Annotated in this window: 25 protein-coding genes; 10 read left to right on the forward strand and 15 right to left on the reverse strand. The window is 60.1% G+C overall.

Annotation, left to right across the window (positions count from 1 at the left end):
* Window position 1 precedes the first annotated feature (1 nt).
* On the forward strand, window positions 2–406 hold the full coding sequence (locus tag AC193Q_RS04175; protein WP_483879182.1) for a hypothetical protein: 405 nt from the start codon (window positions 2–4) through the stop codon (window positions 404–406).
* A gap of 215 nt (window positions 407–621) precedes the next feature.
* A complete protein-coding gene (locus AC193Q_RS04180) occupies window positions 622–930 on the forward strand; it encodes a hypothetical protein (protein ID WP_483879183.1) in 309 nt (102 codons plus the stop codon).
* Window positions 931–1,021: 91 nt separating this feature from the next.
* On the opposite strand, the gene AC193Q_RS04185 is transcribed toward AC193Q_RS04180, so the two are convergent.
* On the reverse strand, window positions 1,022–2,065 hold the full coding sequence (locus AC193Q_RS04185; RefSeq protein ID WP_401275410.1) for an LLM class flavin-dependent oxidoreductase: 1,044 nt from the start codon (window positions 2,063–2,065) through the stop codon (window positions 1,022–1,024).
* 136 nt (window positions 2,066–2,201) lie between these two features.
* Window positions 2,202–2,687, reverse strand: a complete 486-nt coding sequence (locus tag AC193Q_RS04190) for a flavin reductase family protein (protein WP_003225754.1) — start codon at window positions 2,685–2,687, stop codon at window positions 2,202–2,204.
* A gap of 323 nt (window positions 2,688–3,010) precedes the next feature.
* On the opposite strand from AC193Q_RS04190, the gene AC193Q_RS04195 reads away from it, so the two are divergent.
* Window positions 3,011–4,432: a purine-cytosine permease family protein gene (locus tag AC193Q_RS04195; protein WP_182401526.1), complete on the forward strand. Its 1,422-nt coding sequence runs from the start codon at window positions 3,011–3,013 to the stop codon at window positions 4,430–4,432.
* Window positions 4,433–4,729: 297 nt separating this feature from the next.
* Window positions 4,730–5,830 (forward strand): polyamine ABC transporter substrate-binding protein, encoded by a 1,101-nt coding sequence (locus AC193Q_RS04200; RefSeq protein WP_047598364.1) that lies wholly within the window; start codon window positions 4,730–4,732, stop codon window positions 5,828–5,830.
* A 91-nt stretch (window positions 5,831–5,921) separates the two neighbouring features.
* Here the strand turns inward: AC193Q_RS04200 and AC193Q_RS04205 are convergent, their stop codons facing one another.
* The 3 genes from AC193Q_RS04205 to AC193Q_RS04215 all read right to left on the reverse strand — a co-directional run bounded on the left by AC193Q_RS04205 (window position 5,922) and on the right by AC193Q_RS04215 (window position 9,724).
* Window positions 5,922–6,899 (reverse strand): TerC/Alx family metal homeostasis membrane protein, encoded by a 978-nt coding sequence (locus AC193Q_RS04205; RefSeq protein WP_476284393.1) that lies wholly within the window; start codon window positions 6,897–6,899, stop codon window positions 5,922–5,924.
* 184 nt (window positions 6,900–7,083) lie between these two features.
* Complete coding sequence (locus AC193Q_RS04210; protein WP_196302434.1) at window positions 7,084–8,796, reverse strand: amidase; 1,713 nt, start codon at window positions 8,794–8,796, stop codon at window positions 7,084–7,086.
* Window positions 8,797–8,935: 139 nt separating this feature from the next.
* Complete coding sequence (locus AC193Q_RS04215; RefSeq protein ID WP_483879184.1) at window positions 8,936–9,724, reverse strand: AraC family transcriptional regulator; 789 nt, start codon at window positions 9,722–9,724, stop codon at window positions 8,936–8,938.
* A gap of 85 nt (window positions 9,725–9,809) precedes the next feature.
* On the opposite strand from AC193Q_RS04215, the gene AC193Q_RS04220 reads away from it, so the two are divergent.
* Window positions 9,810–10,808 (forward strand): bile acid:sodium symporter family protein, encoded by a 999-nt coding sequence (locus AC193Q_RS04220; RefSeq protein ID WP_041062602.1) that lies wholly within the window; start codon window positions 9,810–9,812, stop codon window positions 10,806–10,808.
* A 97-nt stretch (window positions 10,809–10,905) separates the two neighbouring features.
* Here AC193Q_RS04220 and AC193Q_RS04225 read toward each other — a convergent pair whose 3' ends face one another.
* Both AC193Q_RS04225 and AC193Q_RS04230 read right to left on the reverse strand, forming a co-directional pair.
* Window positions 10,906–11,100 carry a PLD nuclease N-terminal domain-containing protein gene (locus AC193Q_RS04225; RefSeq protein WP_027613057.1) on the reverse strand — a complete coding sequence of 65 codons (195 nt, stop codon included), beginning with the start codon at window positions 11,098–11,100 and terminating at the stop codon, window positions 10,906–10,908.
* Between the two features lie 54 nt (window positions 11,101–11,154).
* Window positions 11,155–11,769 carry a LuxR C-terminal-related transcriptional regulator gene (locus AC193Q_RS04230; RefSeq protein WP_483879185.1) on the reverse strand — a complete coding sequence of 205 codons (615 nt, stop codon included), beginning with the start codon at window positions 11,767–11,769 and terminating at the stop codon, window positions 11,155–11,157.
* Between the two features lie 113 nt (window positions 11,770–11,882).
* Between AC193Q_RS04230 and AC193Q_RS04235 the strand changes: the two genes are divergently transcribed.
* Window positions 11,883–13,508, forward strand: a complete 1,626-nt coding sequence (locus tag AC193Q_RS04235) for an ATP-binding response regulator (RefSeq protein WP_121185005.1) — start codon at window positions 11,883–11,885, stop codon at window positions 13,506–13,508.
* A 1-nt stretch (window position 13,509) separates the two neighbouring features.
* Here the strand turns inward: AC193Q_RS04235 and yecR are convergent, their stop codons facing one another.
* The 5 genes from yecR to AC193Q_RS04260 form a co-directional block, all read right to left on the reverse strand.
* Window positions 13,510–13,818, reverse strand: a complete 309-nt coding sequence (gene yecR, locus AC193Q_RS04240; protein ID WP_121185007.1) for a YecR family lipoprotein — start codon at window positions 13,816–13,818, stop codon at window positions 13,510–13,512.
* A 31-nt stretch (window positions 13,819–13,849) separates the two neighbouring features.
* Entirely contained in the window at window positions 13,850–14,164 is a 315-nt protein-coding gene (locus AC193Q_RS04245) for a hypothetical protein (RefSeq protein ID WP_121185009.1), read from the reverse strand.
* 186 nt (window positions 14,165–14,350) lie between these two features.
* The gene (locus AC193Q_RS04250; RefSeq protein ID WP_047293847.1) at window positions 14,351–14,725 is read right to left on the reverse strand and encodes a hypothetical protein; all 375 of its coding nucleotides are present in this window, start codon (window positions 14,723–14,725) and stop codon (window positions 14,351–14,353) included.
* Window positions 14,726–15,257: 532 nt separating this feature from the next.
* Window positions 15,258–16,430, reverse strand: coding sequence for a cystathionine gamma-synthase (locus AC193Q_RS04255; protein ID WP_095666813.1), 1,173 nt, complete (start codon window positions 16,428–16,430; stop codon window positions 15,258–15,260).
* On the reverse strand, window positions 16,427–17,803 hold the full coding sequence (locus tag AC193Q_RS04260; protein ID WP_121185011.1) for a pyridoxal-phosphate dependent enzyme: 1,377 nt from the start codon (window positions 17,801–17,803) through the stop codon (window positions 16,427–16,429). The genes AC193Q_RS04255 and AC193Q_RS04260 overlap by 4 nt, the downstream gene beginning before the upstream one ends.
* A gap of 391 nt (window positions 17,804–18,194) precedes the next feature.
* On the opposite strand from AC193Q_RS04260, the gene metE reads away from it, so the two are divergent.
* Complete coding sequence (gene metE / locus AC193Q_RS04265) at window positions 18,195–20,483, forward strand: 5-methyltetrahydropteroyltriglutamate--homocysteine S-methyltransferase (protein WP_121187741.1); 2,289 nt, start codon at window positions 18,195–18,197, stop codon at window positions 20,481–20,483.
* A gap of 123 nt (window positions 20,484–20,606) precedes the next feature.
* Here the strand turns inward: metE and AC193Q_RS04270 are convergent, their stop codons facing one another.
* On the reverse strand, window positions 20,607–21,542 hold the full coding sequence (locus AC193Q_RS04270; RefSeq protein WP_121185013.1) for a Ppx/GppA family phosphatase: 936 nt from the start codon (window positions 21,540–21,542) through the stop codon (window positions 20,607–20,609).
* Here AC193Q_RS04270 and AC193Q_RS04275 point away from each other — a divergent pair.
* From AC193Q_RS04275 to map, 3 genes are read left to right on the forward strand one after another with little or no spacing between them, the layout of a single operon-like run.
* Window positions 21,541–21,927 (forward strand): hypothetical protein, encoded by a 387-nt coding sequence (locus AC193Q_RS04275; RefSeq protein WP_147438963.1) that lies wholly within the window; start codon window positions 21,541–21,543, stop codon window positions 21,925–21,927. The two genes, AC193Q_RS04270 and AC193Q_RS04275, sit on opposite strands and share 2 nt — an antisense overlap.
* A 36-nt stretch (window positions 21,928–21,963) precedes the next feature.
* Complete coding sequence (locus AC193Q_RS04280; protein WP_003225727.1) at window positions 21,964–22,191, forward strand: ParD-like family protein; 228 nt, start codon at window positions 21,964–21,966, stop codon at window positions 22,189–22,191.
* Window positions 22,188–22,979 (forward strand): type I methionyl aminopeptidase, encoded by a 792-nt coding sequence (gene map, locus AC193Q_RS04285; protein WP_121185015.1) that lies wholly within the window; start codon window positions 22,188–22,190, stop codon window positions 22,977–22,979. Before AC193Q_RS04280 ends, map begins: the two co-directional genes overlap by 4 nt.
* Before the next feature lie 127 nt (window positions 22,980–23,106).
* Here map and AC193Q_RS04290 read toward each other — a convergent pair whose 3' ends face one another.
* Together AC193Q_RS04290 and AC193Q_RS04295 are read right to left on the reverse strand one after the other, a co-directional pair.
* Window positions 23,107–24,261: an ABC transporter ATP-binding protein gene (locus tag AC193Q_RS04290; RefSeq protein ID WP_121185017.1), complete on the reverse strand. Its 1,155-nt coding sequence runs from the start codon at window positions 24,259–24,261 to the stop codon at window positions 23,107–23,109.
* A gap of 17 nt (window positions 24,262–24,278) precedes the next feature.
* The gene (locus AC193Q_RS04295; RefSeq protein WP_025111627.1) at window positions 24,279–25,088 is read right to left on the reverse strand and encodes an ABC transporter permease; all 810 of its coding nucleotides are present in this window, start codon (window positions 25,086–25,088) and stop codon (window positions 24,279–24,281) included.
* Between the last annotated feature and the right edge of the window lie 5 nt (window positions 25,089–25,093).

Raw genomic sequence — 25,093 nt, forward strand, 5'->3', positions numbered from 1 at the left:
AATGTGCGAAATCACCATGCGTATTGTTTATTTTCTGTTTGTGCATCAGAAGGGAAGGCGGCTTTCTGCTTTAGAATTCTGCATAAATTATATTGATGGGGAATTGACTTTTTCAGAAGATCTTTTACGCAACGAGCCTGCAATGTACGAGCAGCTCTTCTCTTTAGAATGTAAGGGGTATGTACTTGATTTGCTTGAAAAACTGATGGGTAAGATGAAAGTGTTAAGATTTGAGGAGTCAGGAGAGGTCTTGGATGGATTGGAGTTCGTTCAGAATGTTGGCGCTACAGCATTGTGGAAGTTTAATTGTAATTTAGATTCTGAGGTAGAGAGCTTTGTTAGGGAGTTCGATCGATTGGATGTTGTTGAGGAGAGGAAAAGATTGTATTCATTAGCGCAAGCTTAATGATGCAAGCGCTATCGAGCGAGCAGGGGGTAAGTGGGGACAGATCATGTTTAAGAAGAGTAATTGGAATAATAAATGGGGACAGATCACGGTTGGAAAGCACTCGGAAAATGTGGTCTGTCCCCGTTAACCACATTAGCCCAGCCCCCCCCCCCGTTAACCCAACTTTTCGGGTGCGCAGGACGTTTGGGATCATATCGTTAAAAGAACTGTCGATGCCTATAACAAGTAAATCAAAAATCAGCTGGCTATTCAAATACCGTGATTGGGTGGGAGTGGGGCTATTGCTCGCAGCACTACTCAATGGCTACTTTCAGTTCAATGGCAGTTGGGGGCGTTTTTTTACGATACTTTCTGTTCAGTTATGGTTTGCTCAAGGTGTTTATAACTATTTAAGAGGGGCAACGGTTGCCATTGCACCCGGTGGATTGGGCAGGGGTGCTGACCCCGCCGGGCGGGCGGTATTGGCAAGTTTTGCGTTCTTTTTGTATGTGATATTTTTCTTTGCGGATTACCAGTATTGAATTGTTGATTGCAAAATTTCCTTTGATATTCGAACTGTTTCGGAGACACCTAAAAAAAACCGGGCTAATGCCCGGTTTTTTACAAGTCAGCTCAGCGAAACGCCGGCACCACATCCCTGATAAACAACTCCAGCGACTTCTTCTTCTCTTCATGCGGCAAGCTGTTGTCACACCAGAAACTGAACTCATCCACCCCCAGTTCCTGGTAATACTTGATCCGCGGAATGATCTCTTCCGGCGTACCAATCATCGCCGTCTTGTGCAGGCTCTCCAGTTCAAACTCCGGCCGCCCGGCAAACTTCTCTTCCGGGCTCGGAGCGAGGAAGCCATTGACCGGCGTTTCCTTGTTGCCGAACCACGCATCAAACGTGCGGTAAAAACGTGAGATCGCTTTGGCGCCGACTTTCCAGCCGTCCGGATCGTCCGCCGAGTGCACGTGGGTGTGACGCAGCACCATCAATTGCGGACGTGGGACGTCGGGGTTGTTGTCCAGTGCGGTCTGGAATTTGTTCTTCAGGTCGACGACTTCTTCGTCGCCTTTCATCAGTGGCGTGACCATCACGTTGCAGCCGTTGGCCACGGCGAAGTTGTGCGAGTCGGGGTCGCGGGCGGCGATCCACATCGGTGGGTTGGGCTTCTGAATCGGCTTCGGCACGCTGGTGGAGGTGGGGAATTTCCAGATGTCGCCGTCGTGGGCGTAGTCGCCTTGCCACAGGGCGCGGACTACCGGGACCATTTCGCGCAGGGCCTGGCCGCCGCTGGAGGCGGGCATGCCGCCGGCCATGCGATCGAATTCGACCTGATAGGCGCCACGGGCCAGGCCGACTTCCATGCGTCCGTTGCTGATGACGTCGAGCAGCGCGCATTCACCAGCGACCCGCAGCGGGTGCCAGAACGGCGCGATGATGGTGCCGGCGCCGAGGTGAATGGTGGTGGTTTTGGCGGCGAGGTAGGCCAGCAGCGGCATCGGACTGGGCGAGATGGTGTATTCCATCGCGTGGTGTTCGCCGATCCACACGGTGCTGAAACCTCCGGCCTCGGCCATCAGGGTCAGTTCGGTCAGGTCTTCGAAGAGTTGGCGGTGGCTGACGCTTTCGTCCCAGCGTTCCATGTGGATGAACAGGGAAAATTTCATGACGCATCCTCGGATCTTTTATTGTTGAGGCTACCTGTGGGAGCGAGCTTGCTCGCGAAAGGCGGTGTAAACCAGCATCTATGGCGACTGGCAAGACGCTTTCGCGAGCAAGCTCGCTCCCACAGTTGTTCTTCGATCAGGCCAGAACGGGCAGGGCGCCCATCTTGCCGTGGCAGTACACCAGCGGCCCGGTGTGTTGCTCCGGGACGATCAGATTCTTCACTGCCCCGACCATGATCGCGTGGTCACCACCTTCGTATTCACGCCACAACTCACACTCGATGATAGCCGTCGCATTGGCCAGGATCGGGTTGCCCAGCTCGCTTAATGTCCACTCGATGCCTTGCGCCTTGTCTTTGCCTTTACGGGCAAAGGCATAGGCTTCGCTCTGTTGGCCACCGGACAGGACGTGGATCGCAAAGCGCTTGTTCTTGATCAGTACGGGGTAGGAGTCGGAGCTGTAGTTGGGGCAGAACAGCACCAGCGCCGGGTCCATCGACAGTGAACTGAAGGCGCTGGCGGTGAGGCCGACGATCTGGCCGTCATCGTCCAGCGTGGTGATGACAGTGACGCCGGACGGAAACGAGCCCATGACTTGTTTGTAGATGGCAGCATCGATCATTGGACGGTCCTCGGGTGTTGTGACGCGATTTTTATGTATTTGTTGGTCTGATGGTATACCAGTATTTTTTCTTTGCAAGGGCTTTTAGGCTGAACCGATAAACGTGGTGCTTTCGTCGGAAACTCAGCATTTATTGGGCTTCTGGCTGGCCTGCAGGCCGCAGTATCAGTGAGGATGGCGGATCAGCTAGCGCCGTAAACTACGGATCAGTCTTGTGAAATGTTTGGAATACCATAATATGGTCTGCATCTGAGGGGCGACCCAGAGTCCCCCCGGTTTGGCTTCATACAAAGATAAGAACAGACAAACTCGAGTTCATGCATATGTCCCAGATGTCCCGGCAAGATCCGTTGATCGAGAATCACACGGTCGACTATGTCCCACTCGCGGAACGCCACGGGAAGGCCCGCGACCTTTTCACCTTATGGTTCAGCACCAACATCGCGCCACTGCCCATCGTCACCGGCGCCATGGTGGTTCAGGTGTTCCATCTCGATTTGCTCTGGGGGCTGATGGCGATTGCGCTGGGGCACTTGATCGGCGGCGTGGTGATCGCGCTGGCGTCGGCACAAGGCCCGCGCATGGGCATTCCGCAAATGGTCCAGAGTCGCGGTCAGTTCGGGCGTTACGGCGCATTGTTGATCGTGTTTTTTGCAGCGCTGATCTACATCGGCTTCTTCATTTCCAACATCGTGCTGGCCGGTAAATCGATTGTCGGCATTGCGCCGTCGGTACCAGCGCCGCTGAGCATTCTGATCGGCGCACTGGCGGCCACGGCGATTGGCGTGATCGGTTACAACTTCATCCACACGCTGAACCGCATCGGCACCTGGGTGATGGGCAGCGCGCTGCTCGCCGGCTTCCTCTACATCTTCGCCCACGACTTGCCGGCGGACTTCCTGACGCGCGGCAGCTTCAACCTGTCGGGCTGGCTGGCAACGGTGTCGCTGGGGATCATCTGGCAGATCAGTTTCTCGCCGTACGTGTCTGACTATTCGCGTTACCTGCCGGCGGATATCGGTATCGCCAAACCGTTCTGGGCCACTTATCTGGGCGCGACGCTGGGCACGATTCTGTCGTTCAGCTTCGGCGCGGTGGCGGTTCTGGCGACGCCGGAAGGCACCGAGGCGATGGCGGCGGTCAAGCAGTCCACCGGTTGGCTGGGGCCGATTCTGATGGTGTTGTTCCTGCTCAATATCATTAGCCACAACGCGCTGAATCTGTACGGCGCGGTGCTGTCGATCATCACCTCGATCCAGACGTTCGCCAGTCAGTGGACGCCGAGCATCAAGGTGCGCGTGGTGTTGTCGAGCGTGGTGCTGGCGGCTTGCTGCGTGGTAGCGCTGGGTGCCTCGGCGGATTTCATTTCGCAGTTCATCGGGCTGATTCTGGCGTTGCTGTTGGTGCTGGTGCCGTGGGCGTCGATCAACCTGATCGACTTCTACCTGATCAAGCGCGGCAACTATGACATCAGCTCGATTTTCCGCGCGGACGGCGGCATTTACGGGCGCTTCAATCTGCACGCGATCATTGCCTACTTCATCGGGATCATTGTGCAACTGCCGTTCGCCAATACGTCGCTGTACGTCGGGCCGTACGCCAATCTGGTCGACGGTGCAGATCTGTCGTGGCTGTTTGGTCTGGTGGTGACGGTGCCGCTGTATTACTGCCTCGCCACACGGGGGCAGACGCAGAAGCAACGTGGCGAGGGGATTTATCCCCGATCGGCTGCGAAGCAGTCGTGAAATCAGCGAGTGCGGGCCCCTTTGAGATGTAAAGGGGGCCGCTTCGCGCCCCATCGGGGATGAATCCCCTCACCACAAGTGATCCCCCGTCCAGCTTCCGCATTCCAGTGGTCATTCAAATTGGCCATTTCGATCCCCTTTTGGCCCATCACCCACTGTGCCGCGACCCCGCGGTCGGCAAGAATCAAAGCCACAATAAAACGCTGGACTTTGCTTGCCCTTGGCTACTTTTACAGCCGCTGCCGTGTACAGAACATAAAAACCATCGATCTCACGTCGCATTCCGGGGAAACAACCATGGTCACGATGAAACGCATTCTGGGTGCCACCGTCTGTGGGCTGACGCTGCTGGCCAGCGCGGTACACGCCGAGCAGCGCGAGCTGCGGGTCTACAACTGGGCGGATTACATCCTGCCGTCGGTGCCCAAGGATTTCGCGGCAAAGACCGGCATCAAAGTGACCTGGGACACCTTCGACACCAACGAATCGCTGGAGGCCAAGTTGCTCACCGGCAACTCCGGTTACGACCTGGTGGTGCCGTCGAACCAGTTCATCGACACCCAGATCAAGGCCGGTGTGTTCCAGAAACTCGACAAGTCAAAACTGCCGAACTGGAGTCATCAGGATCCGGCGCTGCTCAAACTGCTCGACGCCAATGACCCTGGCAATCAGTACGGCGTGCCCTACATGTACGGCACGGTACTGATCGGTTTCAACCCGGCCAAGGTCAAGGCCGCGCTCGGCGACAACGCGCCGGTCGACAGCTGGGATCTGGTGTTCAAGCCGGAGAACATGGAGAAGCTCAAATCCTGCGGCGTGGCGATGCTCGATTCGCCCTCGGAAATTCTGCCGCTGGCCCTGCATTACCTCGGCCTCGACCCGAACAGCCAGAACCCGGCCGACTATGAAAAGGCCAAGGACCTGATGCTGAAGATTCGTCCGTACGTGACTTATTTCAACTCGGCCAAGTACATGACCGACATCGCCAACGGCGACATCTGCGTGGCCATCGGTTACTCCGGCAGCTTCTATCAGTTCGGCAACCGTGCGAAAGAAGCGGGCAACGGTGTGGTGGTCGACTGGCGTTTGCCGAAGGAGGGCGCGCCGATCTGGTTCGACACGTTCGCCATTCCGAAGAGCGCGAAGAATGTCGAAGAGGCGCATGAATTCCTCAACACCTTGCTCGATCCAAAAGTCATTGCGCCGATCAGCGACTTCCTCGGCTACCCGAACGTGAACAAAGACTCGATGCCGCTGGTGAACAAAGACATCACCGGCAATCCGAACCTGACGCCAACGCCTGAAGCCCTGAAAACCCTCTACGTCGTCCAGCCCCTGCCGCAAAAACTCGAACGCGTACGCACCCGGGTGTGGACCAGCATCAAGTCCGACAAGTAACCACACCCCTGTAGGAGCTGCCGCAGGCTGCGATCTTTTGATCTTGTTTTTCCAGGAGACAACGCCAAAAGATCGCAGCCTGCGGCAGCGCCTACAGGGATTGTGTTTGGTTTTCCTTGCGGGTGACGATCAGGCTCAACACCACTGACCCCAGAATCACCCCTCCGACCACCGCCAGCGACCATTCCACCGGCATGTGAAACCACGGCATCAACGTCATCTTGCCGCCGATGAACACCAGCACGATCGCCAGTCCGTATTTGAGCAAATGAAAGCGGTCGGCCATGTCTGCCAGCAGGAAGTACAGCGCGCGCAGTCCCATGATCGCGAAGATGTTCGAGGTGAACACAATGAACGGATCGGTGGTGACTGCGAAGATCGCCGGGATGCTATCGACCGCAAACATCAGGTCGCTGGCCTCGATCAGCACCAGCACCAGGAACATCGGCGTGGCCCAGCGCACGCCGTTCTGCAGCACGAAAAAGCGCTCGCCATGAAAGCCCTGCGTGATTCGCATGTGCCCGCGCACCCAGCGTAGCAGCGGGTTTTTGTCGAGATCAGGTTGTTGCTCGGCGAACATCAGCATCTTGATCCCGGTGATGATCAAGAACACCCCGAAGGCATACAACAGCCACTCGAACTGCGACACCAGCCACACCCCGGCGAAGATCATTGCCGCGCGCATCACGATCGCCCCGAGTACGCCGTACAGCAGCACCCGGCGTTGCAGTTCCGGTGGCACGGCGAAGTAGCTGAAGATCATCACGAAAACGAACATGTTGTCGATCGACAGCGACTGCTCGATCAGATAACCGGTGAGGAATTCCAGGGTCTTGCGCTGGGCAATGTCGGCGCCGAACTCGCCGTGCAGATACCACCAGAGCAACCCGGCGAAAGCCAACGCCAGCGCACACCAGGCGATCACCCAACAGGACGCTTCCCGCACTGAAACGCGGTGTGCCTTGCGTCCGCCAAAAACGAACAGGTCCAGTGCAAGCATGGCGAGGACGAAGACGATAAACGCGCCCCACATCCACGGTTCGCCGATATTGATGTTGGTCGTTGGCATGGCGGGCTCCCTGGCTTTTATTGAATTAGGGTCAGGCAGGGCCATGCTAGCGGCGAGTTTGGTTGCAAGAAAAATCGCTTATTTCTGAGCAATAGTTCGGGAAAAGCGAAGTGTCGCGATCAGGGAGGGGGAATAGTGACGACGGGAATTGAGACCTTTTGCGGTCTCAACCCCGCCGTTCTGATTACTTGCCGGCAGTCAGCGCCGGAGTGCGCGGCGGCACCTGACGCTTCGAACCCGTCGCCTCAAACGCCGAGGCCAGGCGCAGCAGATTCGAGTCATCGTAGGCGCGACCGGCGAAGGTCAGGCCGACCGGCATACCGATGTCGGCCATGATCCCCATTGGCACAGTGACGGTCGGTACGCCGAGGTGCCGGATCGCCAGATTGCCATTGGCGACCCAGATGCCGTTGCTCCAGGCGATGTCCGCTGATTCCGGATTGATATCGGCATCTGCCGGGCCAACGTCAGCGTTGGTCGGGAACAGCACCGCGTCGAGTTTCAGCGTGTCCATCCAGTCTTCCAGATCGAGCTTGCGGGTCTTTTCCAGGCCGCGCAGGCCGTCCGGCAGGGTCGGGATCTGGTCCCACGGGGTAATGCCGCGCTCGGCCATGCGCACGTATTCGTCCATGCCGGCAGCCAGATCGCCTTCACGGTTGGGCAGGGTGCCCGGGTCGTGCGGGAAGATTTTCGGCCCGTCGACATCGGCCAGGCGATTGAGCTTCGGATCGCCGTTGGCGCGCAGGAAATCGTCGAAGGCCCAGGCCGACAGGTCCCACAGTTCGTGGTGCAGGAACTCCTTGGAAACGATGCCGCGATTGAACACGGTCGGCGCGCCCGGACGGTCGCCTTCGCAGTTGGAGACCAGCGGGAAATCCACTTCGATGACTTCGGCGCCGGCCGCCTCCAGAGCCGCGCGGGCCTGTTTCCACAGGTCGATCACCGAAGGGCGGGTGTTGATGCGTTGCCCGGTCGGGCCGCCGATGCCCGGCGCTTCGCTGGTGCCGGCTTCAGGGTCGGCATTGATGTACATCTTCGGCACACCGAGGCGTTTGCCGGCCAGTGCCGCGGGTTTCACTGCCAGTTCGGCGTAGGACGCCGGGCGCACCGAGGCGACGCTCGGGATCGGCACCCAGGGCTGCAGGCGCCACAGGTCGCCACGGGTGTCGGGGTCTTCCGCGACGACCACGTCGAGCACTTCAAGCAGATCGGCCATGGTCCGTGCGTACGGCACCACCACGTCCATGGTCGGCGTCAGCGGCCAGTTGCCGCGTACCGAAATCACTCCGCGCGACGGCGTGTAGGCGCACAAACCATTGTTCGACGCCGGGCCGCGACCGCTCGACCAGGTTTCTTCCGCCAGGCCGAAGGCCGAGAAACTCGCAGCGGTGGCGGTGCCGGCGCCGTTGGACGAGCCAGAGGCAAACGGCGCGGTCAGGTAGGCGGCGTTGTACGGGCTCTCGGCCCGGCCATAGACGCCACGCTGCATGCCGCCATTGGCCATCGGCGGCATGTTGGTCTTGCCCAGACAGATCGCCCCGGCGCCGCGCAGGCGTTCGATGGTGAAGGCGTCGCGATACGCCACCAGATCGGCGAAGGCCGGGCTGCCGGAGGCGGCGGTCAGACCCTTGACCAGATAGCTGTCCTTGGCGGTGTAAGGGATGCCGTCGAGGGGGCCGAGGGTTTCGCCCTTGGCCCGGCGCGCGTCGGACGCCTGGGCTTCGGCCAGCGCTTCAGGATTGCGCACCACCACCGCATTCAGTGCGGTGGCGGTGTGCGGGCCGTCGTAGGCGTCGATCCGGGCCAGATAGGCCTGCACCAGTTCAACCGCGGTGGTCTGGCCGGCGTCGAGCGCCGCGCGTAATTGAGCAATGGAGACTTCAGTGACTTCGATCATGCTGTTACCGCCGACAGGTTCGCTAAAGGGGTGGGTCATCAGGGTTATGGTCATAACGCGTAAAGAATTCCGTATGGGCGAAACTGTACCCTGAACTTTGTCGATTGGCATGTGCTAATTCGATAAATATCGACAAAAGTCAGCGAAAAAATTCCCCCGGCGTCTCGCCGAACTGCTGACGGAACGCCGCGATGAACGCCGACGTCGAGTCATAACCGCAGGCCAGAGCCACGTCGGTGACGCGTTCGCCGCGTTCCAGCGGGGTCAGTGCGCCCAACAGACGCAAGCGCTGACGCCAGGCGCGGAAGGTCAGGCCGGTGTCGCGTAAAAACAGGCGGCTGAGGGTTTTTTCGGTGACGCCGAACTTCTCGCTCCAATGCTGCAGTGTGGTCTGCTGTTCCGGATGTTGCTCCAGACTTTGATAGATCTGCCGCAGACGGTTGTCCTGCGGCAGCGGCAGCATCAGGTCAATCTGCGGCGCCTCGGCCAGTTGATCAAGGATCACTTGGGCCAACCGGCCATGCGCGCCGCTCTCGTCGTATTCCACCGGCACCCGACTGAAGGCGCGAATCAGCTCGCGCAGCAGGTAGCTGACGCCCAGCACATGACAGCGCTCAAGCGCCCAGCCGGCCACGCTGCAATCGATGTACAGGCTGCGCATTTCAGTGTGCGGCGAGCTGAACACGCGATGCGGCACGCCCGCCGGAATCCACACCGCGCGCTCCGGTGGCGCGACGAAACGCCCGGCGCTGGTCTGCACCTCAAGCACGCCCTGAATCGCGTATGACAATTGCACCCACGGGTGACTGTGACGCCGGGTCAGCGCGCGATTGGGCAGCGACTCGGTGCGCCCGTATAGCGGACGGGGCAGGCTGGGCAACCCGGGAATGCTGCGCCGGAAGCTTTTCTCATGTCCTTTAGGCGGCATCTGTTGGCTCTTCGGCGTTAGTCGGTAATTTCTGCTCACGTTAGAGTCGCAGTCACGTACTGGCAACCCCCGGATGAACAGACCCATGACCCGACCAAGATTCCTGCCCGACAACTTCACCCTGACCCTGATCGGCGTCGTGCTGCTGGCCAGTTTTCTGCCGGCCAGCGGGCAGGTGGCGGTCGGGTTCGGCTGGCTGACCAACATCGCCATCGCGCTGCTGTTTTTTCTCCACGGCGCAAAACTGTCACGCGAATCGATCATCGCCGGTGCCGGCCACTGGCGCCTGCACCTGTTGGTGTTCGGCCTGACCTTTGTGCTGTTCCCGCTCCTCGGTCTGGCGTTGAAACCGCTGCTGTCACCGCTGATCGGCGACAAGCTGTACATGGGCATGCTCTACCTTTGCGCGTTGCCGGCCACCGTGCAGTCGGCGATTGCTTTCACCTCGCTGGCCCGGGGCAATATTCCGGCGGCGATCTGCAGTGCGGCGGCATCGAGTCTGTTCGGGATCTTCCTCACGCCGTTGCTGGTGACGCTGCTGCTGAACGTGCACGGTGACGGCGGTTCGACCGTCGATGCGATTCTGAAGATCAGCGTGCAACTGCTGCTGCCGTTCATTGCCGGGCAGATCGCTCGGCGCTGGATCGGCGCATGGGTGGGGCGCAACAAAAACTGGCTGAAGTTTGTCGATCAGGGTTCGATTCTGCTGGTGGTGTACGGCGCGTTCAGCGAGGCGGTCAATGAAGGTATCTGGCATCAGATTCCGCTGGTCGATCTGTTGGGGCTGGTGGTGGTTTGCTGCATCTTGCTGGCGCTGGTGTTGCTGGCGTCGACCTTGCTGGGCAAGGCGTTCGGTTTCAGCCAGGAAGACCGCATCACCATTTTGTTCTGCGGTTCGAAGAAGAGTCTGGCCACTGGCGTGCCGATGGCGCAGGTGTTGTTTGCCGGCAGCACGATTGGCGTGTTGATCCTGCCGCTGATGCTGTTCCATCAGATTCAATTGATGGTCTGCGCAGTGCTGGCGCAGCGTTACGCGAAACGGCCGGAATCGGTGCCGGAGTTGATGGCACAAGTTGATCCGTAAACGCTGCATTCCCTGTAGGAGCTGCCGCAGGCTGCGATCTTTTGATCTTGAAAGTCAAAAGATCGCAGCCTGCGGCAGCTCCTACAGGGGGATTTTCTCAATCCTGCGTAACGTGTTTCGGGCCGGCCAGTGCCCAGGCAATCAGGCCAAACAACGGCACGAACACGATGGCGATAATCCACACGCCTTTATTGCTGCCTTTGCCTGCGCTCTTGCGCACCCTGTTGATCGCCCACAATTCAACGATCACAAGAACGACGGCGAGTACGATCCAGACGGGTTCAATTTGCATGGGCTACCTCCTGATGGTCTTTCAGTTAGGTGAGCCCAAGCGCGCAGGGTTCATTTAAATTGCGCCGCTGCCTCCCGAATACTTCACCGCAGCGGCTGCCCGCGACGGCACATTGAGCGTGCGCAACAACGACGACACATGGATGCGCACGGTGAACGGCGAAATATCCAGCTCCCGGGCGATCTCCTTGTTGGTCTTGCCTTGGGCGATCAGCCGCAACACATCCTGCTGACGCGGGGTGAGGGCGGTGCCGGTCTCCAGCGGCAGCAGCCCGGAAGGGGCGAACCTGACCAGCACTTCACCTTCGCGGATCGCCAGAATGGCCTGGCCGATTTCATCCGGGGCGATGTTCTTGCCGATGAAACCGTCGATGCCGGCCGCCATTACTTCGCCGATCAACGCCTCGTCGTCGACCATCGACACCACGATCAATGTGGTGCGTGGCAGTTTTCGGCGCAGCTCGGCGAGTTGGCTGATGCAGGTCAGGCCGGGGAAGCGCAGGTCGAGAATCAGCGTGTCCGGCTCGCTGCCGTCGGGCAGCAAGGCCAGCACGGCGTCGAGGTCGCCGGCCTCCTCGATAGTCGCCTCGGGCAACAGGCGCTGCACGGTGCGCCGCATGGCTTCGCGAAACAACGGGTGATCGTCGGCTATGATGATGCGGCATGTCATGACGTGACCCTCCCTGGATCAGCGTGGTTTACGGCATGCACCTTAGCACCGCAAGCGCAGATTGCCTGCCGACCGCTGCTGAATCTGACGACTGTCGCACAAGGACGTTGCCCATGAAGTTCGAGAAAAACACCGAGCTGGATCAGGCCAATCTGCGGATCATCATCGCCAGCATTGCCATGGTTTACATTGGCGTGCTCGGCGTGTTGCCGGGTCAGCGCTTTGCTACCTATCTGCCGGTGGTGGTCTACATCGCGCTGTTTCTGCTGGCGTCGATTGCCTTGCGCCAGGCCATCGCGCGCTGGCCAGGGCATTACCCGGCGCGGCGGATTTTCGGCATGATCCACGATTACACCGGCACCTGTTTCGGCCTGGTGCTCGGCGGTGAAGCGGCGTTGCCGCTGTACGCGGTGATCATCTGGGTCAATCTGGGCAACGGCATGCGCTATGGCTCGCGCTACCTGGCGATTGCCACGGGGTTGGCGCTGCTGGCGCTGCTGGCAGTCTATCGCTTGACACCGGTGTGGCAGGCGCAACCGTACATGGTCCTGATGTTGATGCTCACCAGCACGGTGATTCCGTTCTACGCGCACTTGCTGCTGGAGCGCACGCGCAAGGCCTCTGAAGAAGCCGTCGCAGCCAATCTGGAAAAGTCGCGTTTTCTCGCCCAGGCCAGCCACGATCTGCGCCAGCCGATTCACTCCATCGGTCTGTTCACGGCGTGCCTGCGTGAGTCGCGGCTGGGCGAGCAGGAGCGGCAACTGGTCGACAACATTGACCGGTCGCTGCTCAACGTCTCGCAGTTGTTCCGTTCGATTCTTGACCTCTACACCCTCGACAACGGGCGCGTCCTGCCCAGGTTGCAGGTGTTCAATCTGGGCGAGTGGCTGGCCGATCTGGTCCGCCAGAACGCCGAAGCCGCGCGCTGGGCCGGTGTGGAATTGCGCCTGCGTCCATGCAAATACTGGGTACAGAGCGATCCGGCGTTGCTCGCGACCATGGTGCAGAACGTGCTTTCCAACTGTTTCAAGTATGGCGCGCAACGCCCGGTGCTGATCGGCGTGCGCAAACGCGGTGTCGGACTGGCCATCGTGATTTATGACCGCGGCAACGGCATTGCCGAGGAGCATCTGCCGAAAGTGTTTGAAGAGTTTTATCGGGTGCGTCAGGTGCGTGACAAAGACGTGGAAGGCGTCGGCCTCGGGCTGTCGATCGTCAAGCGTCTGGGGCAGCTGATCGGCGTCGATGTGAACTTGCGCTCGCAGCTTGGGCGCGGCACGGCGGTCACCCTGTATGGCTTGCCGGTGGCCGTGGCGCCACAGTTGCCGGCCATGCGTGACGATGTGCGGCAGGCCGGCCTGTTGACCGGGCTGAAGGTGTGTCTGGTGGAGGATGATCGCAACGTGTTGCTGGCGACCTCGGCGCTGCTCGAGCGCTGGGGCTGCGTGGTGCAAGGCGAGTTGAGCGGGCAGGGGCTGGTCACCGATTGCGACATCATCGTCGCCGATTACGATCTGGGTACGCATTCCACGGGCATTGAGTGCATCGACGAGGTGCGGCGCCAGCGTGGTTTTGCGGTGCCGGCGATGATCATCACCGGGCATGACATCGAGAAAATACAGGCGGCTTTGCACGACCGCCAAATTGCCATCCTGTCCAAACCGGTACGCCCGGCCGAGCTGCGCGCGACCTTGCGGGCCCTGCGCGACCGGCAAACCGAGCCGGCCGAGCAGGTCTGACTCAACGCTTGCAGAGGTAGTCCTGAGTGATGGTGGTTTGCAGGCAGTTGTACTGGCCCATGGTGCGGCAGATGTTTTTCTCCGAACCGGTCACTTCGGCATTTTTGTAGCCCCAGGTTTTGCAGCGTTCCGAGGCGACGGTCAGACCTTGCGCGGCGCTGGTCTGGCCGCTTTCAAACTGACCCAGTTCATAGGAGACCTGAACCACGCCGTCGTTCTTGCTGCCGCCGGTGGCTTCCCACTGTTTGGGCGTGGCGCAGCCGGTCAGGGCGAGGGCGGTGAGGGTGAGAGTAGCGATCTGGGTTTTCATGATGAGCGTCGTCCTTTACCGGAGAAATCAATTACTGAACGGGGATCGGTGAGGCGCCTTTGGGCAGGCAAGACAGCGGCGGAGTCATGATGCCCATGCTCGCCACCGCGATAATCGCCCCGCTGGGCAACTCGCAGTTGTACTCGCCGGCCGGGGTATACGCGGTGTAGTAGGTGAGGGTGCTGTCGCTGCGGATGTTGTCGATTTTCGACACCGGTTTGCCGATGACGGTCTGGGCCCGTTCTTTCATGCTGGCTTCGGTAGGTTTGGCAGTCTGGCAACCGCTGGCGCCCAGCATCAGGGCGCCGACAATGGCTACTTTGCACAGATTGGAATGCAGTTTCATGGTGCTTCTTCCTTGGTGTTGTTCTGATGTCCAGGCACAACGATCCCGCGCACTGCACAGTGGCAATGTTGGGGGACGTCGGGGGGTTGCGAGGGAATATAGCGCCGGGTGGCGGGGTGGTCGATTAGCACAAATGTGCTAGTGCCGCGGTGGGAGAGGCGACCCGAACGGGTCGCCCCGCGTTGATTACTGAGGGGCGTTAAACTGGTCGGAATAGCTGCCGGTCATCAGCGCCGAAGCGACGCGATCAGAACCGACACCGACGCGTGAGTAGGCATACCGATTGGCGCCGACCTTGTCGGTGCCGTCGGAGGCCAGTGCACCAGCACCGACATGATCAGAGCCATCGGAGGCTACCGCGCCAGCCCCGACATGATCAGAGCCATCAGAGGCGACTGCACCGGCGCCGACGTGATCAGAGCCATCAGAGGCGACTGCGCCGGCCCCCACATGATCCGAACCATCAGAGGCCATCGCCTGCGGCTGCGCAGCCCAAACCGTTGGCAACATCACGGTCGCCGCGACCGCAAGAATGGCGCCTGATAAAAGCGTGTGTTTCATGATTTTCTCCACGACCCATCAGCCACACAGCATTCCGTTGGCCCGGGGTTGACCAGATTGGCGATTGGCACGGGCGCACGGTAACGCGCACGGGTGTCGACGTATTGCATGAAACTGCGAAAGCGAGCTGAAAAGTATAGATCGTCAAACACGGGCCATGGCGGGCCGGGGGAGCAAGTGATAGTCGGTTAACTTCCTTGCAGACGGGGGCTTGAAGGAAATCAGTCTAAAAACACCTGACCATCACTCGATGGCATTTGCTAGCCTCAAAGGTGTAGGCGAAGACGCAGACTGATGCGCAAGCGGATAGCAAGGGGACGTGGGGCGCGTTCCGAAGGGTACACGGTTAGAAAGATCTCCGCGCTGAGATCCAGCCCTTATGCCGTGTGAGGCAGCAAAGCACCGCTCTTTTTCCATGGTTGCTTTTGTACTGTGAGAGGCCCGATAAACCTTGTAAGCCAGAGACCAGCACTGGCCGCCTGCTCGAATAACCAAAGCCCGCATCACTGCGGGCTTTGTCGTTGTTGCAGGATCAGATTTTGGTCAGCGCGTACGCCAGATCGGCGCGCAGGTCTTCGAGATCTTCGACCCCCACCGACAGACGCACCAGGCCATCGCCGATGCCCAGTTTGGCGCGGGTTTCAGCGGGAATGGTCGCGTGGGTCATGATCGCCGGGTGCTCGATCAGGCTTTCAACACCGCCCAAACTCTCTGCCAGGGCAAAGATCTTCACGTTTTCCAGAAAGCGCCGTGCGCCATCCAGATCACTGTTCAGATCCACCGAGATCATCCCGCCAAAACCATGCATCTGCCGTTTGGCCAACTCATGTTGCGGGTGCGACGGCAGGCCTGGGTAGTAAACGCGTTTGACCTGCGGCTGCTGCTCCAGCCACTTGGCCAGTTCCAGCGCGTTGCTGCAATGACGCTCCATGCGCAGCGCCAGGGTTTTCACCCCGCGCAGGGTCAGGAACGCGTCGAACGGCCCGGAAATCGCGCCGACCGCGTTCTGCAGGAAGCCGAGTTTGTCCGCCAGTTCGGCATTCTGCCCGACCACCGCGATACCACCGATCACGTCGGAGTGACCATTCAGGTACTTGGTGGTCGAGTGCAGCACGATGTCGAAACCCAGCTCCAGCGGGCGCTGAATGTACGGGCTGGCGAAGGTGTTGTCGGCAACGCTGATGATTCCGCGTGCGCGGCAGATGCGCGCAATCGCGGCCAGATCCGACAGGCTCAGCAGCGGGTTGGTCGGCGACTCGACAATCACCAGGCGGGTGTCGTCCTGCAGCGCCGCTTCGAACGCCGCCAGGTCAGTCAGATCGACATAGCTGAAACGGTGTCCGGCACTGCGCTGGCGCACCTTGTCGAACAGGCGGAACGTGCCGCCGTACAGGTCATTGCCGGAGATGACGTGCGAACCGGCATCGATCAGTTCGAGGACGGTGGAGATCGTCGCCAGCCCGGACGCGAACGCGAAGGCGCGGGTGCCACCTTCCAGATCCGCCACGCAACGCTCCAGGGCAAAACGCGTCGGGTTGTGCGAGCGCCCGTAGTCGAAGCCCTTGTGCACGCCGGGGCTGTCTTGCAGGTACGTCGAGTTGGCGTAGATCGGCGGCATCAGCGCACCGGTGGTCGGGTCCGGCTCTTGCCCGGCGTGGATCACCCGGGTCGCGAAGCCTTGGGATTTATCGTCGTGCTGACTCATGCGAGGGATCTCCGTAATTGGTTGAGCATGTCGGTGCGGGTAATCAGACCGTGGAAGCCCGAAGCGTCGGCAATGATCGCCACGAGGCCACGACTGAGCACCGCTTCCAGCTCGGTGAGATGGGCGCCAGGTGCGAGGGTTTGCAGTTTGTCGGTCATCACGCTGGATACCGATTGACTGAAGCGCGCGGCGTCTTCGTGCACCGCGAGCAAGATGTCGGATTCGTCGATCACGCCGACCAGTTGTTTGCCTTCAACCAGCACCGGCAGTTGTGAGACATCCGCCAGACGCATGCGCTGGAACGCGGTCAGCAGGGTGTCGTCGGGGCCGACGCTGATCACGCGGCCGTCTTCGAAGCGGCGGGCGATCAGATCGCGCAGGTCGCCATAGCGTTTGCGCTGCAACAGGCCCTGATCGGTCATCCACTGGTCGTTGTAGACCTTCGACAGATAGCGCGTGCCAGTGTCGCAGACGAAGCTGACCACGCGTTTGGGCTCGGTCTGTTCGCGGCAATAACGCAGCGCGGCGGCGAGCAGGGTGCCGGTGGACGAACCCCCGAGAATGCCTTCGGCCTTGAGCAACTGACGGGCATGATCGAAGCTTTCTTCGTCGCTGATCGAGTAGGCGTGGCGCACGCTGCTGAGGTCGGTGATCGACGGAATGAAGTCTTCGCCGATGCCTTCCACCGCCCACGAACCGGGCGTCGGCATCGTGCCGTCGCGGCTGTATTGCGCCATCACCGAACCCACCGGATCGGCGAGGACCATTTGCAGATCCGGCTGTACGCGTTTGAAGAAACGGCTCAGCCCGGTCAGGGTGCCGGCAGACCCGACGCCGACCACGATCGCGTCCAGGTCATGCTCGGTCTGCGCCCAGATTTCCGGCGCGGTGCTGCACTCGTGTGCCAGCGGGTTGGCGGGGTTGTTGAACTGGTCGGCGAAGAACGCGCCGGGAATGTCTTTCGCCAGGCGGGCGGCGACGTCCTGATAATACTCGGGGTGGCCCTTGCCGACGTCCGAGCGGGTGATGTGCACTTCGGCGCCCATGGCTTTCAAGTGCAGGACTTTCTCGGTGGACATCTTGTCCGGCACCACCAGCACCACGCGGTAGCCCTTGGCCCGGCCGACCAGCGCCAGACCCAGGCCGGTATTGCCGGCGGTGGCCTCGACGATGGTGCCACCCGGTTGCAGGCGCCCGTCGCGTTCCGCGGCGTCGATCATCGCCAGACCGATGCGGTCCTTGATCGAGCCGCCGGGGTTTTGTGATTCCAGTTTGAGAAACAGTGTGCAGAGGCCGGTATCGAAGCGGGTAACTTGTACCAGCGGCGTATTGCCGATCAGCCCAAGTACGGCAGGGCGTGAATCCTTTGACATTTCTTCACCTCTTGTAGTGGTGTTGATCGCGTTCCATTCGCGGGGAAAAGCTCGCGTGCAACATAGGCGCAGACAGGATCTGTCGCAACCATTAGTCAGCCGCAGATACAGCCATTTCGATCTAACCATAGAACAGAATCAAAGCCTGCAACGGCGCGGTTTCAGAGGGTTTACATCAAGGCGCCATGGAGTATTCAAAGGGCGTCGTGACCGCGCTCGATTGCTTGATTCGCGCAGGAATATCCTGCAGGGCAAAACATGTTTCAGCGGGCAAACAGCTGGCATTTGATCATGAGGGAAACTTGTGATCATCAAGATTAAAATGAGTTTGTCTCACCAATGCCTGATCCCGACAATGGCCGCCATCAACAAGACATTGGAGTTGTTTGTCATGGCACTGGCCCATTCCCTCGGATTTCCGCGCATCGGTCGCGACCGCGAACTGAAGAAAGCGCAAGAGGCGTTCTGGAAAGGAGAACTGAACGAGGCCGGCCTGCGTGAAGTGGGTCGTGAACTACGCAAGGCCCATTGGGACTTGCAGAAAAACAGCGGCATCGAGCTGCTGCCGGTGGGCGATTTCGCCTGGTACGACCAGGTGCTGACTCACTCGCTGATGTTTGGGGTGATCCCCGAGCGTTTCCGTCCGCACGACGGCAAAGCCACCCTGCAAACCCTGTTCGGCATGGCCCGTGGTGTCAGCGACAGCTGCTGCGGCGGTGCGCACGCTCAGGAAATGACCAAGTGGTTCGACACCAACTACCACTATCTGGTCCCGGAATTCAGTGTCGATCAACAGTTCCAGCTCGGTTGGGAACAGTTGTTCGAAGAAGTCGAAGAGGCACGTGCCCTCGGCCATAACGTCAAACCGGTGATTATCGGCCCACTGACTTATCTATGGCTGGGCAAGGCCAAAGGCGCCGAGTTCGACAAGCTTGAATTGCTTGATCGTTTGCTGCCGCTGTACGGGCAGATCTTCGCCCGGCTCGCCGCCCTCGGTGTGGAATGGGTGCAGATCGACGAGCCGATTCTGGTGCTCGACCTGCCGCAGGAGTGGAAGAACGCTTTCGAGCGAGCCTATAACCAGATCCAGCGTGATCCGCTGAAGAAACTGCTCGCCACTTACTTCGGTGGTCTGGAAGAGAACCTCGGCCTGGCCGCCAATCTGCCGGTTGACGGTCTGCACATCGATCTGGTGCGTGCAGCGGAACAGTACCCGACCATCCTCGATCGCCTGCCGGCCTACAAAGTGTTGTCGCTGGGCCTGGTCAACGGTCGCAACGTCTGGCGCTGCGATCTGGAACATGCGCTGGCGACTTTGCAGCATGCGCATGAGCGATTGGGTGATCGGCTGTGGGTCGCGCCGTCCTGTTCGCTGTTGCACAGTCCGGTGGACCTGAGCCGCGAAGACCAGCTCGATGCCGAGCTGAAAAGCTGGCTGGCGTTTGCCGTGCAGAAGTGTGAAGAAGTCGCCGTGCTGGCGCAGGCCGTCAACGAGCCTGAGTCACCAAAGGTGCTCCGCGCCTTGACCCAAAGCCGCTCGGTACAGACCAGCCGCGCCGCCTCGCCACGTATTCACAAACCGGCGGTGCAGGCCCGTGTGGCGGCCATTACCGCGCAGGACAGCCAGCGCCAGTCGCCGTTTACCCAGCGCATCGCCAAGCAGCGCGCCGGCCTCGATCTGCCGCTGTTCCCGACCACCACCATCGGTTCATTTCCGCAGACCGCCTCGATTCGTCTGGCGCGTCAGTCGTTCAAGCAAGGCAAGCTCAGCGAAGCCGAATACACCGAAGCCATGTACAGCGAAATCCGTCACGCCGTGGAAATCCAGGAGCAACTGGGGCTCGATGTGCTGGTGCACGGAGAAGCCGAGCGCAACGACATGGTCGAGTACTTCGCCGAGCAACTGGACGGCTATGTATTCACCCGTTTTGGCTGGGTGCAGAGCTACGGTTCACGTTGTGTGAAACCGGCAGTGATCGTCGGTGATCTGAGCCGTCCGCAAGCCATGACCGTGGACTGGATCCGCTACGCCCAGGGCCTGACCGGCAAGGTCATGAAAGGCATGCTGACCGGCCCGGTGACCATGCTGATGTGGTCGTTCCCCCGCGAGGACGTGTCCCGTGAAGTGCAGGCGCGGCAACTGGCGCTGGCGATCCGTGACGAAGTGGTGGATCTGGAGGCCGCCGGAATCAAGATCGTGCAGATCGACGAGGCCGCATTCCGCGAAGGCTTGCCGCTGCGCCGCGCGCAATGGCAGCACTATCTGGACTGGGCCACCGACGTGTTCCGCCTGTGCGCCTCGGGTGTGCGTGACGAAACCCAGATTCACACCCACATGTGCTACAGCGAATTCAACGATGTGATCGAGTCCATCGCGGCGATGGATGCCGACGTGATTACCATCGAAACCTCGCGTTCGGACATGGAATTGCTCGATGCCTTCGAAGCCTTCGCCTATCCGAACGAGATCGGCCCGGGTGTCTACGACATCCACTCGCCACGCGTTCCCGATGCTTCGGAGATGGCCAGTTTGCTGCGCAAGGCAGCGCAGCGGATTCCGGCCGAGCGGTTGTGGGTCAACCCGGATTGCGGCTTGAAAACCCGTGGCTGGCCGGAGACTGAGGCGGCACTGGTGCACATGGTTGCCGCCGCCCGTCAGCTGCGCAAAGAACTGGCCTGAAGCCTGAATACAAACCCTGTGGGAGCGAGCTTGCTCGCGAAAGCGGAGTGTCAGCTGAATAATTCTCGACTGACACTCCGCCTTCGCGGGCAAGCCCGCTCCCACACTGGAGTGTGTAGGGTATCAGTGCCGGCTCATCAATCCATGCAGCACACCCAGGCGCAGCCCCGGTTCCGACGGCGCCATCTGCGAAATCCCGAATGCCTTGAACGCCGCCAGCATCAATACCAATCCGCCGGGCAAAATGCTCTGGCGATGCGGTTGCAAACCTGCCAGCTTCAACTGCTGAACGTTCTTCACCTTCAGCAGCAACAACGACAAACGCAACAACCCGCCATAGGTAATGCCATCCTGGCCGAAGTCGTTCAAGCGATTGGCCTTCAGCACTTTCGCCAGCATTCGCGCCGTGCCGGACGAGCCAATGGTCTGCTGCCAACCCTGCGCGCGGTAGCGGCGGGCGACTTTCTCGAAGTGCAGGATCGCCACGCGTTCGGCTTCCTGCAGCGCACCGGGTGCGATGCGCCCGTCAGGGAAATAGCGGACGCCCAGGGTGCCGCTGCCGATGGCGATGCTTTCGGTGAGCAGCGGTTGTGTGCCCTGGCCGAGAATCAGCTCGGTGGAACCACCGCCGATATCGACTACCAAGCGCATGTCTTCAGCGCCCGGCAGGGAATGGGCGACGCCGGCATAGACCAGTTGCGCCTCTTCATGGCCGGAAATGACATCGATGCGAAACCCCAGATGACGTTCGGCGCTGTGCAGAAACAGCTGCGCATTGTCGGCCTCGCGCACCGCGCTGGTTGCCACGGCCCGCACTTTGCCGGCCTCGAATCCGCGCAGTTTCTTGCCGAACCGCGCCAGCGCCTGCCAGCCCCGGTCCAGCGCCATTTCGTCCAGAGCACCACCGTCAAAACCTTCGGCCAGTCGCACCGGCTCACGCAGGGTTTTGACTTCCTGGATCATCAAGCCTTTTCGACTGCGAACTGACTGGCCGATCATCAGGCGAAACGCATTCGAACCCAGGTCGATGGCGGCAAAGAGCGAGGCGTCTTCTTTCATGGGAATCCCTGCAAAGCATCCGTCGAAGGCTCAAGACGGTTTGCGAGGATTCTGCGATGCGCTTGATGACATCCTGATGACGGGGCAGGGGCGGTTCAGTGAATTGTTGGCTGTCATGACCCTGTCATTATCCGGCGTCTATCCTGAGCCCAATACATCGCGTGTTCTTAAAGTTTTTGCTGCCTCTTTGGGCAGCTTTTTTTTGCCTGAAATTCCACACGCTTCCCCCAAAAACCAAAACAAAATCCCTGTAGGAGCTGCCGCAGGCTGCGATCTTTTGACTTTGTTTTTGAAGATCAAAAGATCGCAGCCTGCGGCAGCTCCTGCACGTTTATCTCAGCAGGTTTGCGGAGTGTATTTGCAATTTTCCATGAGGCTTGGCTAATATACGATCCATATACACTTCGTATTGGATTTGGATATGGGCATCGTAAAGATTTCGGAAGACATGCACGAGAACCTGCGCATCTCCAGCAATGCACTCAGCCGCTCGATCAACGCGCAGGCCGAGCACTGGATGCGCATCGGCATGCTTGCCGAACTGCACCCCAACCTCGACCACAGCGCCATTTGCCGCTTGCTGATCCGCGCCGAACAGAACGGCGGGCTGGATCTGCACCAACTGACTCAGGAAGCCGTCAGCGCATGAGAAACCAGATCAAGATCAACAGCCCCGCCGAAATCGCTCAGTCACGTGCTGCCGGCAAGCTGGCCGCCGAGGTGCTGGCGATGCTGGTACCGCATGTGAAGGCGGGGGTGACCACCGATGAGCTGGATCGGTTGTGCAACGATTACATCGTCAACGTGCAGAAAGCGATTCCAGCCAACGTCGGTTACCACGGTTTCCCGAAAACCGTCTGCGCCTCGGTCAACGACGTGGTGTGCCACGGCATTCCGTCCGGCACGCCGTTGAAAGACGGCGACATCGTCAACCTCGACATCGCGGTGATCAAGGACGGCTGGTTCGGCGACACCAGCCGCATGTACGTGGTTGGCGAGGCGACGCCAGAAGCGCAGCACCTGATCAAGACCACCTACGACGCCATGTGCGCCGGCATCCGCAGGGTGCGTCCGGGCGCGACGCTGGGCGACATCGGCCATGCGATCCAGAGTCTGGCGGAGAAAGAAGGCTTCAGCGTGGTGCGCGAGTATTGCGGGCATGGCATTGGCAAGGTCTACCACGATGAACCGCAGATCCTGCATTACGGGTTCCCCAATCAGGGCATGAAGCTCAAGGCGGGGATGATCTTCACCGTGGAACCGATGCTCAACGCCGGCAAGCGCCATGTGAAGAACATGCCGGACGGCTGGACCGTGCTGACCAAGGATGGCTCGTTGTCGGCGCAGTGGGAGCATATGGTGGCGGTGACGGAGACAGGCTTCGAAATCCTCACGGCGTGGCCGGACGAAATTGAAGGGTTCACTCCGATCGCCTGAACACTGAGATTCCTGTGGGAGCGGGCTTGCCCGCGAAGACGTCAGCACATTCAACATTGATATTGAATGTACCGGCCTCTTCGCGGGCAAGCCCGCTCCCACAGGGAGGTGTATTGCGTGGGGTATATCAGTGAGATCCGGCGGCTTTATTGAGGTCGCTTTCAGCCCATTCGGTGTAGACACAGGCATCCGCCGTCGCCCAGCGTACCCGCACCGGGTCGCCAGCCTTGAGCGGCATGCCGGCGGCGGACAACGCTTTTACCGTCATCGAAGTACCGCCTGCGGTGAGCACGCTGCACGTCTGGCTCTCACCAAGAAACAACACCTCCACCACCTGCGCCGACACCTCGTTCCAACCCGCTGTCAGCGGTTCTGCGCTCGCCTGCTGCACGCTCAGCGCCACTGCCTTTTCCGGCCGCACCATCAGCAGCACATCCTGATCGGTGTGCAAGCCGGCAGTCAGGCGAATCGACAACGACTGCCCCTCAAAACCCGCCGCCGCATTGCCTTGGGCCTTGAGTTTGAGGAAGTTCGAGTTGCCGAGGAACGACGCGACAAACGCGTTCGGCGGATTCTGGTACAGGTCATAACCGCTGCCCAGGCCGACAATCTTGCCGTGGCTGAAGATCGCGATGCGCTGCGACAGGCGCATGGCTTCTTCCTGATCGTGGGTCACGTAGACGATGGTGATGCCCAGGCGCCGATGCAACTGGCGCAGTTCATCCTGCAAGTCTTCACGCAGTTTTTTATCCAGCGCTCCAAGGGGTTCGTCCATCAACAGAATGCGTGGCTCGTAGACCAGCGCGCGGGCGATGGCGACGCGTTGTTGCTGGCCGCCGGACAATTGCGAAGGGCGGCGATGGGCGAATTGTTCCAGTTGCACCAGTTTCAACATCGCGTCGACGCGCTTGTCACGTTCGGCGGCGGCGAGTTTGCGGATCGCCAGCGGGAAGGCGATGTTGTCGCGCACCGACAGATGCGGGAACAGCGAATAGCGCTGGAACACCATGCCGATGTCGCGCTTGTGCGGCGGCACATTGACCAGCGACTGACCGTTGACCAGGATCTCGCCGCTGCTTGGGGTTTCGAACCCGGCGAGCATCGACAGCGTGGTGCTTTTGCCTGAGCCGCTGGAGCCGAGGAAGGTCAGGAACTCGCCGTCCTTGATGTCCAGCGAGATGTTGTCGACGGCGGCAAAGTCGCCGTAGTGCTTGTTCAGGTTGCGCAGGCTGACCAGAGGTTTGTCGTTTTGCTGGGAGGCGTCTTTGATCACGGCACTCATGTCGTACTCCTGGGCGCTCAGGCGCTGATTTCGTTGCGCCGGCGCAGCGCGGCGGCGATGACCATGACCAAAACCGACAAGCCGATCAGCAGCGTCGAAGCGACGGCGATCACCGGGGTCAGGTCCTGGCGCAGGGTGGTCCACATTTTCACGGGAAGGGTTTGCAGGGTCGGGCTGGCCATCATCACGCTGAGCACCACTTCGTCCCACGATACGAGGAAGGCGAAGAGGGCGCCGGCAACCATGCCCGGGCGAATCGCCGGGAATGTCACCTTGAACACCGCTTGCAGGCGTGAGGCACCGCAGATCACCGCCGCGTCTTCAATCGACTGATCGAACAGCTTCAGCGAGTTGATGATCGAGATGATGGTGAACGGCAGCGCGACGATCACATGGCTGACCACGAAGGCGAACATCGTCCCTGTGTAACCGAGCTTGAGAAACAGCGCGTACACCGCCACGGCGATGATCACCAGCGGCACGATCATCGGCAGGGTGAACAGGCCGTAGAGCATTTCCCGTCCGGGGAAGCGCCCGCGCACCAAAGCGAACGCCGTCGGCAGGCCGAGGGCCACGGCGCAGATCGTGGTCAGCACCGCGACCTTGAGGCTGGCCGCCGCGGCGTTCATCCAGTCAGCGTTGGAGAAGAACTGGCCGTACCATTTCAACGTCCAGCCCGGCGGCGGGAACACCAGCCACTGCGACGAACCGAACGACAGCAGGACGATGAACACGATCGGCAACAGCAGAAACAGGCCGATCAAACCGGTGGTGGCGTAGAGCCCGAAACGCATGCGGCGGCTCATGGCATTGGGAGTCAGGAGCATCTCGG

Source organism: Pseudomonas sp. F2 (genome assembly GCF_057174385.1).

What these genes read in the sequence shown, in the direction of transcription:
- AC193Q_RS04175 (WP_483879182.1), top strand. Translation starts at nt 2, where the DNA reads ATGTGCGAAATCACCATGCGTATTGTTTATTTTCTGTTTGTGCATCAG.
- AC193Q_RS04180 (WP_483879183.1), top strand. Translation starts at nt 622, where the DNA reads ATGCCTATAACAAGTAAATCAAAAATCAGCTGGCTATTCAAATACCGT.
- AC193Q_RS04185 (WP_401275410.1), bottom strand. Translation starts at nt 2,065, where the DNA reads ATGAAATTTTCCCTGTTCATCCACATGGAACGCTGGGACGAAAGCGTC.
- AC193Q_RS04190 (WP_003225754.1), bottom strand. Translation starts at nt 2,687, where the DNA reads ATGATCGATGCTGCCATCTACAAACAAGTCATGGGCTCGTTTCCGTCC.
- AC193Q_RS04195 (WP_182401526.1), top strand. Translation starts at nt 3,011, where the DNA reads ATGTCCCAGATGTCCCGGCAAGATCCGTTGATCGAGAATCACACGGTC.
- AC193Q_RS04200 (WP_047598364.1), top strand. Translation starts at nt 4,730, where the DNA reads ATGGTCACGATGAAACGCATTCTGGGTGCCACCGTCTGTGGGCTGACG.
- AC193Q_RS04205 (WP_476284393.1), bottom strand. Translation starts at nt 6,899, where the DNA reads ATGCCAACGACCAACATCAATATCGGCGAACCGTGGATGTGGGGCGCG.
- AC193Q_RS04210 (WP_196302434.1), bottom strand. Translation starts at nt 8,796, where the DNA reads ATGATCGAAGTCACTGAAGTCTCCATTGCTCAATTACGCGCGGCGCTC.
- AC193Q_RS04215 (WP_483879184.1), bottom strand. Translation starts at nt 9,724, where the DNA reads ATGCCGCCTAAAGGACATGAGAAAAGCTTCCGGCGCAGCATTCCCGGG.
- AC193Q_RS04220 (WP_041062602.1), top strand. Translation starts at nt 9,810, where the DNA reads ATGACCCGACCAAGATTCCTGCCCGACAACTTCACCCTGACCCTGATC.
- AC193Q_RS04225 (WP_027613057.1), bottom strand. Translation starts at nt 11,100, where the DNA reads ATGCAAATTGAACCCGTCTGGATCGTACTCGCCGTCGTTCTTGTGATC.
- AC193Q_RS04230 (WP_483879185.1), bottom strand. Translation starts at nt 11,769, where the DNA reads ATGACATGCCGCATCATCATAGCCGACGATCACCCGTTGTTTCGCGAA.
- AC193Q_RS04235 (WP_121185005.1), top strand. Translation starts at nt 11,883, where the DNA reads ATGAAGTTCGAGAAAAACACCGAGCTGGATCAGGCCAATCTGCGGATC.
- yecR (WP_121185007.1), bottom strand. Translation starts at nt 13,818, where the DNA reads ATGAAAACCCAGATCGCTACTCTCACCCTCACCGCCCTCGCCCTGACC.
- AC193Q_RS04245 (WP_121185009.1), bottom strand. Translation starts at nt 14,164, where the DNA reads ATGAAACTGCATTCCAATCTGTGCAAAGTAGCCATTGTCGGCGCCCTG.
- AC193Q_RS04250 (WP_047293847.1), bottom strand. Translation starts at nt 14,725, where the DNA reads ATGAAACACACGCTTTTATCAGGCGCCATTCTTGCGGTCGCGGCGACC.
- AC193Q_RS04255 (WP_095666813.1), bottom strand. Translation starts at nt 16,430, where the DNA reads ATGAGTCAGCACGACGATAAATCCCAAGGCTTCGCGACCCGGGTGATC.
- AC193Q_RS04260 (WP_121185011.1), bottom strand. Translation starts at nt 17,803, where the DNA reads ATGTCAAAGGATTCACGCCCTGCCGTACTTGGGCTGATCGGCAATACG.
- metE (WP_121187741.1), top strand. Translation starts at nt 18,195, where the DNA reads ATGGCACTGGCCCATTCCCTCGGATTTCCGCGCATCGGTCGCGACCGC.
- AC193Q_RS04275 (WP_147438963.1), top strand. Translation starts at nt 21,541, where the DNA reads ATGGGAATCCCTGCAAAGCATCCGTCGAAGGCTCAAGACGGTTTGCGA.
- AC193Q_RS04270 (WP_121185013.1), bottom strand. Translation starts at nt 21,542, where the DNA reads ATGAAAGAAGACGCCTCGCTCTTTGCCGCCATCGACCTGGGTTCGAAT.
- AC193Q_RS04280 (WP_003225727.1), top strand. Translation starts at nt 21,964, where the DNA reads ATGGGCATCGTAAAGATTTCGGAAGACATGCACGAGAACCTGCGCATC.
- map (WP_121185015.1), top strand. Translation starts at nt 22,188, where the DNA reads ATGAGAAACCAGATCAAGATCAACAGCCCCGCCGAAATCGCTCAGTCA.
- AC193Q_RS04290 (WP_121185017.1), bottom strand. Translation starts at nt 24,261, where the DNA reads ATGAGTGCCGTGATCAAAGACGCCTCCCAGCAAAACGACAAACCTCTG.
- AC193Q_RS04295 (WP_025111627.1), bottom strand. Translation starts at nt 25,088, where the DNA reads ATGCTCCTGACTCCCAATGCCATGAGCCGCCGCATGCGTTTCGGGCTC.